At 76.9% G+C, this 14,265-nt stretch carries 15 protein-coding genes; 9 read left to right on the top strand and 6 right to left on the bottom strand.

Going from position 1 to position 14,265, the window contains the following annotated elements; translation table 11 throughout:
• Nucleotides 1–52 precede the first annotated feature (52 nt).
• Nucleotides 53–1,534: an APC family permease gene (locus GTR02_RS13150; RefSeq protein ID WP_166607952.1), complete on the top strand. Its 1,482-nt coding sequence runs from the start codon at nucleotides 53–55 to the stop codon at nucleotides 1,532–1,534.
• 13 nt (nucleotides 1,535–1,547) lie between these two features.
• Here GTR02_RS13150 and GTR02_RS23235 read toward each other — a convergent pair whose 3' ends face one another.
• The 3 genes from GTR02_RS23235 to GTR02_RS13135 all read right to left on the bottom strand — a co-directional run bounded on the left by GTR02_RS23235 (nucleotide 1,548) and on the right by GTR02_RS13135 (nucleotide 4,108).
• On the bottom strand, nucleotides 1,548–1,790 hold the full coding sequence (locus GTR02_RS23235; protein WP_166607946.1) for a PspC domain-containing protein: 243 nt from the start codon (nucleotides 1,788–1,790) through the stop codon (nucleotides 1,548–1,550).
• Nucleotides 1,791–1,940: 150 nt separating this feature from the next.
• Nucleotides 1,941–3,068: an N-acetylglucosamine-6-phosphate deacetylase gene (gene nagA / locus GTR02_RS13140; protein WP_338073796.1), complete on the bottom strand. Its 1,128-nt coding sequence runs from the start codon at nucleotides 3,066–3,068 to the stop codon at nucleotides 1,941–1,943.
• Nucleotides 3,065–4,108, bottom strand: a complete 1,044-nt coding sequence (locus tag GTR02_RS13135) for an SIS domain-containing protein (RefSeq protein WP_166607945.1) — start codon at nucleotides 4,106–4,108, stop codon at nucleotides 3,065–3,067. The genes nagA and GTR02_RS13135 overlap by 4 nt, the downstream gene beginning before the upstream one ends.
• Before the next feature lie 100 nt (nucleotides 4,109–4,208).
• Here GTR02_RS13135 and GTR02_RS13130 point away from each other — a divergent pair, with 100 nt between their 5' ends.
• The 8 genes from GTR02_RS13130 to GTR02_RS13095 all read left to right on the top strand — a co-directional run bounded on the left by GTR02_RS13130 (nucleotide 4,209) and on the right by GTR02_RS13095 (nucleotide 11,652).
• The gene (locus GTR02_RS13130; protein ID WP_166607944.1) at nucleotides 4,209–5,084 is read left to right on the top strand and encodes an SIS domain-containing protein; all 876 of its coding nucleotides are present in this window, start codon (nucleotides 4,209–4,211) and stop codon (nucleotides 5,082–5,084) included.
• A 49-nt stretch (nucleotides 5,085–5,133) separates the two neighbouring features.
• The gene (locus tag GTR02_RS13125) at nucleotides 5,134–6,501 is read left to right on the top strand and encodes an FAD-binding oxidoreductase (protein WP_338073795.1); all 1,368 of its coding nucleotides are present in this window, start codon (nucleotides 5,134–5,136) and stop codon (nucleotides 6,499–6,501) included.
• Between the two features lie 87 nt (nucleotides 6,502–6,588).
• A complete protein-coding gene (locus GTR02_RS13120) occupies nucleotides 6,589–7,713 on the top strand; it encodes an SIS domain-containing protein (protein WP_166607943.1) in 1,125 nt (374 codons plus the stop codon).
• Between the two features lies 1 nt (nucleotide 7,714).
• Nucleotides 7,715–8,773 (top strand): BadF/BadG/BcrA/BcrD ATPase family protein, encoded by a 1,059-nt coding sequence (locus GTR02_RS13115; RefSeq protein ID WP_166607942.1) that lies wholly within the window; start codon nucleotides 7,715–7,717, stop codon nucleotides 8,771–8,773.
• Nucleotides 8,770–9,783, top strand: coding sequence for a hexose kinase (locus GTR02_RS13110; protein WP_166607941.1), 1,014 nt, complete (start codon nucleotides 8,770–8,772; stop codon nucleotides 9,781–9,783). The genes GTR02_RS13115 and GTR02_RS13110 overlap by 4 nt, the downstream gene beginning before the upstream one ends.
• Nucleotides 9,780–10,616 (top strand): class II fructose-bisphosphate aldolase, encoded by an 837-nt coding sequence (locus GTR02_RS13105; RefSeq protein ID WP_338073794.1) that lies wholly within the window; start codon nucleotides 9,780–9,782, stop codon nucleotides 10,614–10,616. Before GTR02_RS13110 ends, GTR02_RS13105 begins: the two co-directional genes overlap by 4 nt.
• A gap of 115 nt (nucleotides 10,617–10,731) precedes the next feature.
• Nucleotides 10,732–10,974 carry a hypothetical protein gene (locus GTR02_RS13100; RefSeq protein ID WP_166607940.1) on the top strand — a complete coding sequence of 81 codons (243 nt, stop codon included), beginning with the start codon at nucleotides 10,732–10,734 and terminating at the stop codon, nucleotides 10,972–10,974.
• 48 nt (nucleotides 10,975–11,022) lie between these two features.
• Nucleotides 11,023–11,652: an MBL fold metallo-hydrolase gene (locus GTR02_RS13095; protein ID WP_338073793.1), complete on the top strand. Its 630-nt coding sequence runs from the start codon at nucleotides 11,023–11,025 to the stop codon at nucleotides 11,650–11,652.
• Between the two features lie 18 nt (nucleotides 11,653–11,670).
• On the opposite strand, the gene GTR02_RS13090 is transcribed toward GTR02_RS13095, so the two are convergent.
• The 3 genes from GTR02_RS13090 to GTR02_RS13080 form a co-directional block, all read right to left on the bottom strand.
• A complete protein-coding gene (locus GTR02_RS13090) occupies nucleotides 11,671–12,993 on the bottom strand; it encodes an MFS transporter (RefSeq protein ID WP_338073792.1) in 1,323 nt (440 codons plus the stop codon).
• 72 nt (nucleotides 12,994–13,065) lie between these two features.
• Nucleotides 13,066–13,845: a decaprenylphospho-beta-D-erythro-pentofuranosid-2-ulose 2-reductase gene (locus tag GTR02_RS13085; RefSeq protein ID WP_166607939.1), complete on the bottom strand. Its 780-nt coding sequence runs from the start codon at nucleotides 13,843–13,845 to the stop codon at nucleotides 13,066–13,068.
• Between the two features lie 43 nt (nucleotides 13,846–13,888).
• A partial coding sequence (locus tag GTR02_RS13080) for a MaoC family dehydratase (RefSeq protein WP_276610885.1) occupies nucleotides 13,889–14,265 on the bottom strand: 377 nt, incomplete at its 5' end.

The following is a 14,265-nucleotide window of genomic DNA, read 5'->3' as shown; positions in this document are numbered from 1 at the left end:
CCCTTGCCGGCGCCCGGGACCGCCCACGGCGGTCCCGGGCGCCGGCAAGGGCCTGCAGGCCGGGGCCCTCGGCCTGTGGGGCAACACGGTGATCGGCCTGGGGGCCACGGCTCCCGCGTACAGCCTCGCGGCGACGCTCGGCTACGTCGTGCTCGCCGTCGGCGACAAGGCGCCGGCGATGTTCCTCGTCGCCTTCCTGCCCATGCTGCTCGTCGCGATCGCCTACCGGGAGCTGAACCGCGCTGCCCCCGACTGCGGGACGACCTTCACCTGGGCGACCAAGGCGTTCGGTCCCTGGGTCGGGTGGATGGGCGGGTGGGGCGTCGCCGTCTCCGCCATCATCGTGCTCGCCAACGTCGCCGAGATCGCCGCGATCTACTCGCTGCGGTTCATCGGCCTCGACGGCCTGGCCGAGCAGCCCGTGGTGCGCGTCGGCCTGGGGATCGCCTTCATCGCCGCGATGACGTGGGTCAGCTACCGCGGCATCCAGATCTCCGAGAAGGTCCAGAACGTCCTGATCCTGCTGCAGTTCGGCGTGCTGGCCGTCATCTCGGTGGGTGCCCTCTGGCTCGTGGGCACGGGGGACGCGGGGCCGCAGGCGGTCGCGCCGGCGTGGGACTGGTTCTCCCCCTTCGGCGTGACCGCCTCCGCGCTGGCCGAGGCCGTCATCCTCTGCGTCTTCATCTACTGGGGCTGGGACGCCTGCCTGGCGGTCTCGGAGGAGACCCGCGACGCGGACAGGACGCCCGGCCGCGCGGCCCTGCTGGCCACCGTCATCCTCGTCGTCACCTACGTGCTGGTCGCCGTGGCCGTGCAGGCCTACGCGGGGTTCGGCACGACCGGGATCGGGCTGGGCAACGAGGAGAACGCCGACGACGTCCTGACGCTGCTGGGGGACCCCGTGGGCGGCGCGGCGCTGTCGGCCCTGCTGCTCCTGACGGTCGCGGTCTCGGCCGCGGCCTCGACGCAGACGACCATCCTGCCCACCGCGCGCGGCGCCCTCGCGATGGCCGTCTACGGCGCTGTGCCACAGCGCTTCGCGACCGTCCACCCGCGCTACCGGACCCCGTCGTTCGCGACCGCCGTCATGGGCGTCTCGGCCGTGGGGTTCTACCTCGTGCTGACCCTCGTGAGCCAGAACGCCCTGCAGGACTCGATCGCCTCGCTGGGCCTCGCGGTCGCGTTCTACTACGGCATCACGGCGTTCGCGTGCGTCTGGTGGTTCCGGTCGTCGCTGCGCCGGTCGGTGCGGAACCTGCTGCTGCGCGGGGTGCTGCCGCTGCTCGGCGGGCTGGCGATGCTGTGGGCCTTCCTGCAGAGCGCCGTCGACATGGCGGGCAAGGACTACGGCTACACCGTGTTCGGCCCGCTCGGCGGCGTCTTCGTCATCGGCGTCGGCATGCTCGTGCTCGGCGTCCCCCTCATGCTGCTGTGCGCGCGGCGGCTCACCGACTTCTTCGCGGGCCGGACGCTGCGCGCCGACACCCCGGTCCTCGTGCCCGACACGGGCGAGCCGCCCATCGGCGGGCTGTGAGCCGCCCCCGCGCTCAGACCGCGGGGTGGGTCTCGGCCGAGGTCGCAGCCTCGTCGGGGACGAGCACCCACAGCAGCGGGTAGACGAGCAGCTGGCTGCCCGGCAGGGCGACGAGCGTCGCGCCGAAGAGCGCGCGCACGGCCCACGGGTCGGTGCCGAAGCGCCGGGCGAGGCCGGCGCAGACGCCGCCGAGCACGCGGTCGTCGCGGGTGCGGACGATGCCCTGGCGGGCGAAGGTCTCGTGGACGCTGTTCACGGTGGGGCTCCTCTAGCCGGGGACCCGCGAGAGCGGATCCGGTGCCGCCAGCCTGGCCGCGCGCGGGGCCCGCGGGCATCGGGGACGGACCCTGAGGCGCCCCTGAGCCGACCCCGGCCCACCCCGGGGTCGGTGCGCCGCCCTGTCCGGTCAGAGCACGCGCAGGACGTTGCACCCGCGGTCGAGCAGCACGGCGCCGCCGCGCGCCCCCGGCTCGAGGTGCCCGACGTCGGCGCGTCCCAGCAGCCGGGCGGGCGTCCGGGTCACGGCCGCGAGCGCGTCGGCGAAGGCCACCCCCGCGACCGTGACGGCGTGGCGCAGGGCCCGGTCGAGCGTCAGGGTGCTGCCCGCGATCGAGCCGCCTTCGGCCAGGCGCGCGGTCCCGTCGACGACCTCGACCTCGAGGTCGCCGAGGCGGTAGGTGCCGTCCGCCGCACCCGCGGCGGCCATGGCGTCGGTGACCAGCACGGTGCGCCCCGGCCCCGCGCTGCGCGCCGCGTGGGCCACGGTGAGGGGGTGCAGGTGGACGCCGTCGGCGATGAGCTCCACCGCGACCCGCTCGTCCTCCAGCAGGGCGAGGACGGGCCCGGGTTCGCGGTGGTGCACGGGCGGCATGGCGTTGAACAGGTGCGTGGCCAGCGAGGCTCCCGCGTCGACGGCCGTCCGCACGCCGTCGGCGTCGGCGTCGGTGTGCCCGACCGCCGCGACGACCCCGTGCCCCGCGATGCGCCGCACGGCGTCCAGGCCGCCGGGCAGCTCCGGGGCGAGGGTCACGACGCGCACGACGCCGCCGCCCGCCGTCAGCAGCGCCTCGACCTCGCGGGCCTCGGGGTGCCGCAGCTGGTCCGGGTCGTGCGCCCCGCGGTGCGCCGGGCTCAGCCACGGCCCCTCGAGGTGGACCCCGGCGAGGACCCCGTCCGCGACGAGGTCGGCGAGCGCCGCGACGGTCTCGCGCAGCTCGGCGACGGGGCGGCTGACGAGGCTCGCCACGAGGGTCGTCGTGCCGTGCGCGCGGTGGGTGGCGGCCACGGTCCGGGCCGCGGCGACGGCCGCGTCGCCCGTGCCGCCGAACTGCGCCCCGCCCCCGCCGTGGCAGTGCAGGTCGACGAAGCCGGGCACGACGTGCGCACCGCGCGCGTCGACGACCTCGTCCGCCGTCGTGGGTGCGGTCCCGGCGCCGAGGTCGGCGACGACCCCGTCGCGCAGCAGCACCCAGCCGTCGGTCAGCATGCGGTGCCCGGTGTGGACGGTGCCGCCGGTGACGAGGACCGCGCTCACCGCGTCTCCGTGACCTTCCGCAGGCCCCGCGGCGCGTCGGGGTCGAGGCCGCGCGCGACGGCCATCTCGAGCGCGAGCCGCTGCAGCGGGACGATCTGCACCACGGGCGCCAGGTCCTCGGGCATCCCTGCGGGCAGCCCGAGGCGCACGGTGGCGTCGGGGGCCAGGTGCGGCGGGGCGACGGCGCAGACGTCGGCGCCCCGGTCGCGCAGCGCGGCGAGCACGGGCGCCATCGCCTCACCACCGGGGCCGTCGGCGACCACGGCGATGACGGGCCGGTCGGCGTCGACCATGGCGAGCGGGCCGTGCATGAGGTCCGCGGCCGAGAAGGCCTGCGCCGACAGGTACGACGTCTCCATGAGCTTCAGCGCCGCCTCGCGAGCGGTGGGGTAGGAGTAGCCGCGCGCCGTCGTGACGAGGCGGTCGACGAACCGGTAGCGGGAGGCGACCTGCGGCACGTCGTCGGCCGCGACGGCCTCCGCGAGGAAGCCCGGCACGGCCGCGGCCGGCGTCGTCGGGGCGCCGCGCCAGGTCGTGACGAGCAGCCACAGCGTCAGCAGCTGCGCGGTGTAGCTCTTGGTCGCCGCGACGGCGAGCTCCGGCCCGGCGTGCACGTCGAGGTGGTGCTCGGCGGCCCGGGCCAGCGGCGACTGCGGGTTGTTGGTGACGGCGAGCGTGAGGGCGCCGGCGCGCCGCGCCGCCGCCGTGGACTCCACGAGGTCCGGTGAGCCGCCGGACTGGCTGATGCTGATCCAGAGCACGCCCCGCAGGTCCGGCCGGGCTCCGTAGACGGTGAGCGTCGACGTGGACGTGAGCCCGCAGGGCAGGCCGAGGCCGACCTCGACGAGGTACTTGGCGTAGAGGGCGGCGTGGTCGCTCGTGCCGCGGGCGGTGAGCAGGACGGCGCGCGGAGCCGCCTCGCGCAGGACGGCGGCCAGGCGGGTCAGCTCACCCCCGGCCGAGGTGAGCACGCGGTCGGCGACGGCCGGCTGCTCGGCGATCTCCGCCCGGACGAGGCGGCCGAGGACGGGCGTGCTCATGGCGGCTCCAGCCGTCGGTGAAGGAAGTTGACACGATGCTAGACGGCGGTGAAGGTAAGCGCCAGCGTCGGCGCCCGCCGGCGCAGGACCGGGAGGTCGCGTGCAGGCCCCACGACCGGACGCGCTGCCCGCGCACCTGCTGGCGGCGATCCCGTCCGCGACGGTCTCCGTGGCGCGCGTCCTGCAGGCCCTGCTCGAGGACCCGGGCGCGTGCGCGCAGCTGACGGTGACCGGGCTGGCGCTCCGGACGGCGACGAGCGAGGCGACGGTCGTGCGCACAGCGCGGTCGCTGGGGTTCGCGGGCTACCCACAGCTGCGCCTGGCGCTCGCGGCCGCGGCCGTCGACGGGGCCCGCCCCCCGGCTCCGGACCTGCTGACGGCCACCGCGACGAGCGACCCCGCGCAGGTGGTGGCGACCCTGGCCGCGCTGGAGACCGAGGCGATCACGGCGACCGCCCGGACCCTGGACGTGACCGCCCTGACCGCGGCCGCGGAGGCCGTCGCGCGGGCCCGGGTCGTGGACTGCTGCGGCATCGGGACCTCGGCCGTCGTCGCCCTCGACCTGGACGCGAAGCTCGCCCGCCTCGGCCTCGTCGGCCGGCCGCGCACCGAGGGGCACGCGGCCCTCGTCTCGGCCGCGGGGCTGCAGGCCGGGGACGTGCTGGTCGCCGTCAGCCACTCCGGGCGCACGCCGGACGTCGTCGGCGCGGCGCGCGAGGCGTCCGCCCGGGGCGCCGCCGTCGTGGCCCTGACGGGCACCGCGTCCTCCCCGCTGGCCTCCGCCGCGGACCACGTCCTGCTCGCGGCGGGCCGCGAGACCGCGCTGCGGGCCGGGGCGATGGCCAGCCGCACGAGCTCCCTGATGGTCGTGGACTGCCTGTACGTCAGCGTCGCCCAGCTGCTCGGGGAACCCGCCCGGCGGTCGATCGAGCGCACCTACCGCGCGGTCACCGCGCCGGCCCACCGGGACCGCTGAGCCCTCGACCCTCCGCGGTCCCGCACCGCGACGGAACTACTGTCGGGAGGTGGCCAGCACCGACACGACCCACCTCGCCGCCCTCGCGGGGGCACCGCCGTCGCTGCGCACCGCGACGGCCGACCGCGAGGCCGTGGCCACCGACCGCTCGGGGCACCGGCCGGCGACCCTGCCCGACGGCGTCGTGCGCGCGACGAGCGTCGCGGACGTCGTCGACACGCTGCGCTGGGCGAGCGCGCACCGCGTGCCGGTGGTGCCGCGCGGCGCCGGCTCGGGGCTCGCGGCGGGCGCCTCGGCGCACGCCGGGGAGGTCGTCCTCGACCTGTCGGGGATGGACCGGATCCTCGAGCTGCGCCCCGCCGACCAGGTCGCCGTGACGGAACCCGGCGTCCTCACCGCCGACCTCGACGCCGCGGCCCACGAGCACGGGCTGTTCTACGCCCCCGACCCCGCGAGCGCCGCCTACTGCTCGATCGGCGGGAACATCGCGACGAACGCCGGCGGCCTGCGCTGCGCGAAGTACGGCGTCACCCGGGAGTCGGTGCTCGGCCTCGACCTCGTCCTGGCCGACGGGCGTCGCGTCCGCACGGGCCGCCAGACGGTCAAGGGCGTCGCGGGCTACGACCTCACGAGCCTGGTCGTCGGGTCGGAGGGAACCCTGGCCGTGGTGGTCGGGGCCACCGTGCGGCTGCGTCCCCGCCCCGACGTGACGGCTACTCTCGCAGCCCACTTCGGCGACGTGGGCGCCGCCGCGGCGGCGGCGTCGGCCATCACGGCGGCGCGCCTGCAGCCGTCGGTGCTGGAACTCCTCGACGAGGCCACGCTCGTCGCCGTCGACGCGGCGCGGGGCACGACCCTGCGCGCCGCGGGGTCGGCGATGCTCATCGCGCAGTGCGACGGCCGGGGTGCGCGGGCGGACATCGAGGCGCTGGGCGAGGTCGTGGGACGGTTCGCGGCGCACTGGCGGTCGACCACGGACCCGGTCGAGGCGGACGAGCTGCTCGCGGCCCGCCGCGCCGGCCTGCCGGCCCTCGAGCGGACCGGCGACGTGTTCATCGAGGACGTGGCGGTCCCCCGCTCGCAGCTGGCGGCGGCCGTCGAGGGGATCGCCGCGATCTCCGCCCGGACGGGCGTGCGCATCGCGACGATCGCGCACGCGGGTGACGGGAACCTGCACCCGATCGTCGTCGTCCCCCGGGGCGAGAGCGTCACCGAGGGCCCGGCGTGGGAGGCCGCGGGCGCCGTGTTCACCCTCGCGCTGCGCCTGGGCGGGACCCTGACCGGCGAGCACGGCGTCGGCCTGCTCAAGCGGGCCTGGCTGCGCGACGAGCTCGGCGACGACTCCCTGGCGCTGCAGCGCAGCATCAAGGCGGCGTTCGACCCGCTCGGGATCCTCAACCCGGGCAAGGCGATCTGACGCTCGACCCGCGGGTGCCGTCCGCCCGAGGCGAGCCGCTCGTCCAGTAGCGTCCCGGTCACGGCACCGACAGGAAGGCCCGTCCGCATGGCGACAGGGAACGACCTCCTCAGCAGCAGCTGGACCGGGCGGGAGATCCGCCAGCAGCCGGAGGTCTGGCGCGGGACGGCCCGCAGCGTCGCCGGTCTGCGCGACGAGGTCGACCGGCTCCTCGCGGCCGCGCTCGCCGACCCCCGCACCCGCGTCGTCCTCACCGGGGCCGGCACGTCCGCCTTCGCGGGCCAGGTCGTCGCCCCCGACCTCAGCCGCCTGCTCGGCCGCCAGGTCGAGGCCGTCGCGACGACCGACGTCGTCTCCGCGCCGAGGTCCGTGCTGGCCGGCGACCACCCCGTGCTCCTCGTGTCGCTCGCCCGCAGCGGCAGCAGCCCCGAGTCCGTCGCCGCGGTCGACGTCGTCGACGCGCTCGCCCCGGCCGTGCACCACCTGGTCATCACGTGCAACGCCGAGGGTGAGCTCGCGCGCCGCTGCGCCGGTGCGGAGAACGCCGTCGTGGTGACGCTGCCGCCGGAGTCGAACGACCGGGGTTTCGCCATGACGTCGTCGTTCACCGCGATGGCCCTGGCCACCCTGCTGTGCTTCGGCGTCGACGTGGACGTCGACGCCCTGGCGGACGCGGCCACCGAGGTGCTGGACGGGCTGGCCGACCTCGCGACCGGGGTGGCGGCCACGGACCCGCGGCGCCTGGTGTACCTGGGTTCCGGGCCGCTCAAGGGCCTCGCCTCCGAGTCGGCGCTGAAGTGCCTCGAACTCACCGCGGGCGGCCTGCCGGCCCTCGGCGACTCCTCGATGGCGTTCCGGCACGGGCCGAAGGCGGTCCTCGACGACGCGACCCTGGCCGTCGTGTACCTCTCGGGCGACCCCGGGACCCGGGTCTACGACCAGGACATCGCGGCGGAGCTCCTCGCGGCCCTCGGACCCGACCGGGTGGCCGTCGTCGACGACGAGGAACCCGCGGGCGCCCGGTGGTGGCGCGTGCCCCGCGGGGCGGGGTGGCCCGACGCGGTGTGGGCCCTCGTGGCCGTCCTGCCCGCCCAGGCCACGGCGCTGGCGTGCTCGGTCGCCGCCGGGCTCACCCCCGACGACCCGTTCCCGGGCGGCGAGGTCAACCGCGTCGTGCAGGGCGTGCGCATCCACCCGCTGCCGAGGACCTGACGTGTTCCTCGGCGTGGACGGAGGCGGCACCAAGACGGCGTTCTGCCTGCTCGGGCCCGACGGTTCCCTCGTCGCGGAGGCCCGGACCGCGAGCACCTACTACCTGATGAACGGGCTCGGCGTCGTCGAACCCCTGCTGCGGCAGGGGGTCGAGGAGGTCTGCCGCGCAGCCGGCACCACGCCCGCGGAGATCTCGCACGCGTTCTTCGGCCTGCCCGCCTACGGGGAGGTCAGCGGCGACGTCCCCGCGCTGGACGCCCTGCCGGGACGCGTCCTCGGCACCGACCGGTACACGTGCGGCAACGACATGGTCTGCGGGTGGGCCGGCTCGCTCGGCGGCGTCGACGGCATCAACGTCGTGGCGGGCACCGGGTCGATCGCCTACGGCGAGAACGACGGCCGCAGCGCGCGCGCCGGCGGGTGGGGCGAGGTGTTCGGCGACGAGGGTTCCGGGTGCTGGGTCGGCGTCCGGGGCCTGAACGCCTTCAGCCGCATGGCCGACGGCCGCCGTCCGGGCGGGCCGCTGCAGGCCGCGATGCGCCGCGCGATGGACCTGACGACGGACCTCGACGTCGTCGACGTGGTGCTGAACCGCTGGCACGGCGACCGCGCGGAGATCGCCGCCCTCAGCCGGGCCGTCGCCGAGGCGGCCGACGCGGGGGACGCCGCGGCGCTGGAGATCCTGCGCGAGGCCGGTCGGGAGCTCGCGCTCCTCGTCGACGTCCAGGCCGACGCCCTCGGGTTCGACGCCGGCCACCCCGTGCCCGTCTCCTACTCCGGGGGGATGTTCACGAACCCGCACGTGCTGGGTTCCTTCCGCGAGGCCGTGAGGCGGGTCCCGGGCCGCTACGACCTGCGCGACCCCCTCCTCCCCCCGCACCTGGGGGCCGCCGTGCACGCCGCACGCCTGGCGGGCCACCCCCTGGACGCCGGCCAGGTCCGGCGCCTGCGGTCCGGGCCGCTCCCGGCAGCGGACGCGGACCCTCGCGGGAGCGCCGGTGTCGCCCCTCCCGCACAGCCGGTGCGCCGCACCGCCACCGGAAACCCGCCGGCGCCGTGACGGGTGCGCAGGTCCGGCCGGGCGGACGCGTCCTGACGATCACGCTCAACCCCGCGGTGGACGTCACCTACGAGGTCGCGGCCCTCGAGGTCGGCAGGACCGTCCGGGTGCAGCACGTGCGCTCGCGCGCGGGCGGCAAGGGCGTGAACGTCGCCTCGGTCGTGCGGGCCCTCGGCGGGTCGAGCCTCGTGGTCGCGCTGACCACGGCGCACGGCGGCGACGAGTTCGCCGCCGGGCTGGCCGCGCTGGACCTGCCGCACCGCCTCGTCCCGTCGCTGCCGGCCGTGCGCCGCACCGTGGCTGTGGTCGCCGCGGACGGCACCACGACCAGCCTCCAGGAACCCGGCGCAGCACCCCGCCCGGGCACCGGCGACGCCGTCCTCGCGGTGCTCGAGGAGGAGCTCACCCGGGGCGCGGGTGCCGTGGTCGTCTCCGGCAGCGTGCCGCCGGGACTGCCGGCCGACCTCCCCGCCCGGCTGGCCGCGCGGTGCCGCCGCCACGGCGTGCCCGTGGTCGCCGACCTGTCCGGCGCCGCGCTGCGGGCCGCCGTCGGCAGCGGTGCGGTGCTGGTGCCGAACCGCGACGAGCTCGCCGAGCTGGTCGGCGGCGAACCACGCACGCTCGCCGACGTCCTCGCCGCCGGCCGCGGTCTGCTCGCCCGGGGGGCGCCGGCCGTCGTCGCGACCCTCGGTGAGCACGGCGTCGTCGCGCTCACCCCGCGCGGCGCGTGGCGCGCCCGCCCCGTCGAGGTGGTGGCGGGCAACCCCACGGGCGCCGGTGACGCCGCGGCGGCCGCGCTCGCGCTGCACCTGGCCCGGACCGCGCCCGGCGACCTGCCCTGGCCGACGGTCCTGGCGGACGTGGTCGCGACCTCGGCGGCGTGCGTGCTGCGCCCCGTGGCCGGCGAGGTCGACGGCCCCGCGCGCGAGCGGTGGCTCGGCCTCGTCGACGTCGAGGACGTCGCTCCCCCGCACCTGACGGAACAGCCGGACCCCCTGGAGGAGTCGTGAGGACGCACGGGACGGACGTCGTGGGACGGCTGCGCGGCGGCGGACGCGGGATCGGCGCCTTCAACGTCATCCTGCTCGAGCACGCCGAGGCCGTGGTGAGCGGAGCGCAGGACGCGGGGCTGCCCGTCGTCGTGCAGATCTCGCAGAACGCGGTGAAGTACCACGGGTCCCTCGGCCCGCTGGCCGCCGCGTGCCTGAGCCTCGCGGAGGCGGCGACGGTGCCGGTGCTCGTGCACCTGGACCACGTCGAGGACGAGGCGCTGGTCGAGGAGGGTCTCGCGCTGGGGATCCGCTCGGTCATGTTCGACGGCGCGGCCCTGCCGTACGCGGAGAACGTCGCGCGCACGGCCGCCGTGACCAGCCGCTGCCACGCCGTCGGGTGCTGGGTCGAGGCCGAGCTCGGCGAGGTCGGCGGCAAGGACGGCGCGCACGCCCCGGGGGTGCGCACCGACCCCGCCGAGGCCGCGGCCTTCGTCGCCGCCACGGGCGTGGACGCGCTCGCGGTGGCCGTCGGCTCCTCCCACGCCATGGCGAGCCGCGACGCCGTGCTCGACGAGGACCTCATCGCCGCGCTCGCCGCGGCCGTCGACGTGCCGCTCGTGCTGCACGGCTCCTCGGGCGTGCCCGACGAGGGCGTGCGGCGCGCGATCGCGCGCGGCGTCGTCAAGGTCAACGTGGGCACCCGGCTGAACCAGCTGCTCACGGCCGAGGTCCGGGCGGTCCTCGCGCAGCAGGAGCGGCTGAGCGATCCGCGGAGGTACCTCGCGCCGGGGCGCGCCGCGGTGCGCGCGGAGGTCGCCCGGCTGCTCCGGGTGTTCGCGGGCGACGGCTGAGCGGCGCCCTCACTCCACGTCATCGGCGATCACCCAACGTGGGAGGAGTCGGGCAGAGCGGTGGTCCGACCCTCCCCACCGTGCGGGAACAGCCACGGAGGATGACGATCGTCGGGTGGATGTGTGGTCGTCCTTCATGGACCTGGTGCACGCGATCGGCGCCGTCGGCTGCGCGCTGCTCGTCGGGGGCTTCGCGGCCGCGGCCGAACCCGGTCGCGCGGTGTTCTACGCCGTCGCCGCGCTCGCCTTCGCCGCCGCGTACCTGCGCCGCCGCCACGTCGAGCGCCCCGCGGCCGCGCCCCGGGTCATCGACCTGACGGCTCCCGCGGTGCCCGCGCGCGAGCTGCAGGAGCGCTGAGCCCGCTGTCCCGCACCGCCTGCCCCCCGCCTGCGTCGTGAGGGACCTGTGACGCCGCCCGTGCTGACGGACGCCTACGAGCTCCGGGAGGCGCACGTCGGCCCGGGCGACAACGTCGCCTACCTGCTGACCTGCCGGCGCACGCGCACGCAGCTGCTCGTGGACGCGGCCGCGGAACCCGAGCGGTTGCTGGCGCTCGCGCGCGAGGGCGATGCCGAGGGGCGGCTCGCGCTCGTCGTGACCACGCACCGCCACCACGACCACGTCGGGGCGCTCGAGGCCGTCGTCGCGGCGACGGGGGCCCGCACGGCCGCGGGTGAGCTCGACGCCGACCACCTGCCCGTCGCCGTCGACCGCCGGCTCGCGGACGGCGACGTCGTCGAGGTCGGCGACCTGCGCCTGCTCGTGCGCCACCTGCGCGGCCACACCCCGGGTTCGGTCGCGCTCGTCCTGCCCGGCGCCCCCGCGCGCGTCTTCACGGGCGACTCCCTGTTCCCGGGCGGCGTGGGCAACACGCGGGGCTCCGCGGACGACTTCGCGTCCCTGCTGGCCGACGTGTCCGCCCGGCTCTTCGCCGAGCTGGCGGACGACACCGTCGTGCATCCCGGCCACGGCGCCCCGACGACGCTCGGGACCGAGCGGCCGCACCTCGACGAGTGGCGTGCCCGCGGCTGGTGACGTCCGGTCCGCCAGGGGTCAGGCGTCCTCGAGGGCCTCGCCGCGCATCTCCGGCAGCGCGAGGCTCGCCGACGCCGCGAGGGCGAAGGACACCGCCAGCACGACGAACACCGCGGCCGTGCCGCCCCACCCGACGAGCAGGGGCACGGCGAGCGGCGCGAGGATCGAGGCGAGCCGGCCGAACCCGGCGGCCGACCCGGCGCCCCGTCCGCGCACCGCGGTCGGGTAGACCTCCGGGGTCACGGCGTACAGCGCGCCCCAGGCCCCGAGGTTGCAGAACGACAGCAGCATCCCGGCGGCCAGGATCGAGGACGGGGCGTCCGCGCTGGCGTACAGGACCGCCGCGACGGCCGAGCCCAGGAGGAACACCGACAGGGTCCGCCGCCGGCCCCACACCTCGATCAGGTACGCGGCCAGCGCGTACCCGGGCAGCTGCGCCAGCGTGATGATCAGCGTGAACTGCAACGACCTCACGAGGCTGAACCCGTCCGCCACGAGCAGGCTGGGGATCCACGTGAAGGCGCCGTAGTAGCTGAAGTTCACGCAGAACCAGACGGCCCACAGCGCCCCCGTCCGGCGCCGCAGGACGGGCGCCCAGATGCTGTGGCGCGCCGTGTCGGGAACCTCGGCGACCAGTCCGCCCTCGGGGTGCTCGACCCCCGCGGACGCCTCGAACTCCCGGACGACGGCCTCGGCCTCCGCCGTCCGGCCGCGGCTGACGAGGAAGCGCACCGACTCGGGCAGCCCGCGCCGCACCACGACGGCGTACACCGCGGGCACCGCGCCGACCGCGAGCGCCCACCGCCAGCCGTCGTCGCCCGTGGGCACCAGGAGGTAGCCGATCAGGGCCGCGAGCGTCCACCCGACGGCCCAGAACGCCTCCAGCACCACGACGACGCGACCGCGGATGCGCCGCGGCGCGAACTCGCTGACCAGCGTCGAGGCGACCGGGAGTTCCGCGCCGAGACCGAGGCCGACGAGGAACCGGAACACCAGCAGCGCCCCGACCGACCAGGAGAGCGCGGCCGCACCGGTGGCGAGGCCGTAGACGAGCAGGGTCAGCGCGAACACCTGACGACGGCCGATCCGGTCGGCCAGCAGGCCCCCGACGCTCGCGCCGATCGCCATCCCCATGAACCCGACGGAGGCGACCCAGGAGACGGTGCCGGCGCTCAGCCCCCACTGCACGGAGAGCGCGACCATGATCGAGCCGACGAGCCCGACGTCCATGGCGTCCAGCGCCCAGCCCACCCCCGACCCGACGAGGAGCCGGCGGTGCTTGCGGGTGAAGGGGAGACCGTCCAGGCGGTCGGCGGCGGTCAGCGCCTCGGCGTTCTGCACGCGGCCCACCGTACGTGGAGAGGTGGCGGTCCTCAGGTCGTGGCGTCGGTGCGGGGGCGGGGCCCGCGGGCGTCAGCGCGGTGCGCGGCGCCACACGGCGCGCGGGGTGACGTGCATCGCGGCCGCGAGCAGCCGCAGCGGGCCGGGCACCCACACGACGTCGCGCCGGGCGGTCAGGCCCGCGACCACGGCGTCGGCGACCTGCGACGGCGTGCTGCTCAGCGGCGCAGGGGACATGCCGGTCGTCATGCGGCCGACCACGAAGCCGGGGCGGACCAGCAGCAGGTGCACTCCGCTGCCCGCGAGCGCGTCGGCGAGGCCGCCGGCGAACCCGTCGAGCCCGGCCTTCGCGGAGCCGTAGACGTAGTTCGCGCGGCGCACGCGGGCCCCGGCGATCGAGGAGAACACGACGATCCGGCCGGCCCGGCGGGCCCGCAGGAGCGTGGCCAGGTGCGTGAGCACGCTGACCTGGGCGACGAAGTCGGTGTGCACGACCGCGACGGCGTGAGCGGCGTCCACCTCGGCGCGCGCCTGGTCGCCGAGGACCCCGAACGCGAGCACGGCGTCGAGGGCGCCGTGGCGGGCGACGACGTCGGCCAGGAAGGGGCCGTGGCTCGCCACGTCGTCCGCGTCGAACTCGGCGACCTCGACGTCGAGGGCGCCCGCCGCCCGCAGGCGCGCCACCTCTCCCGCGAGGTCGCTGCTGCGCCGCGCGGCCAGGACGACGTGCGGTGCGCCCGCCCGGACCAGCCGCTCGGCGACCTCGAGCCCGATCTCGCTGCGGCCCCCCAGGAGCAGGACGGTCGGGGGGCCCGCGGGTCGCGGGTCGCTGGTGGGAGAGGTCGACGGCACGGCGGACAGCAGACCACGCCACCCCGCGGGCGGGCGACCGCCCTCAGCGCGGCTCGAGCCGTCCGGTCAGGTGCAGCCGGGCGCCGTCGCGGCTGCGCACGGCGGTGCTCCAGCCCCGCCGGCCGTCGACCTCCTGCTCGCGCACGACGTGCCGCACCGTCGAGGGCAGCAGCACGGGCGCGGCGAACTCCACGGCGAAGCGGGCGGCCGGCGCCGGCCGCCCCCCGAGCGAGGCGAGGCTGTGCGACGCCGTCCACACGCCGTGCGCCAGGGCCCGGCGGAACCCCAGGGCCCGGGCCGAGAGCGCGGACAGGTGCAGCGGGTTGACGTCGCCGCTGACCTCCGCGAACCGCCGGCCGAGGTCGGCCGGCAACCGCCACAGCGCGCCCGCGCCCTCGGGGGCGGGCAGCGGCGCCGGGG

Origin of the sequence: Kineococcus siccus (assembly GCF_009906795.1) — a bacterium.
In the GTDB taxonomy this organism is placed as follows: domain Bacteria; phylum Actinomycetota; class Actinomycetes; order Actinomycetales; family Kineococcaceae; genus Kineococcus; species Kineococcus siccus.
Note: the sequence above shows the minus strand (reverse complement) of the source record. Positions and strands in the feature narration are given on the sequence as shown.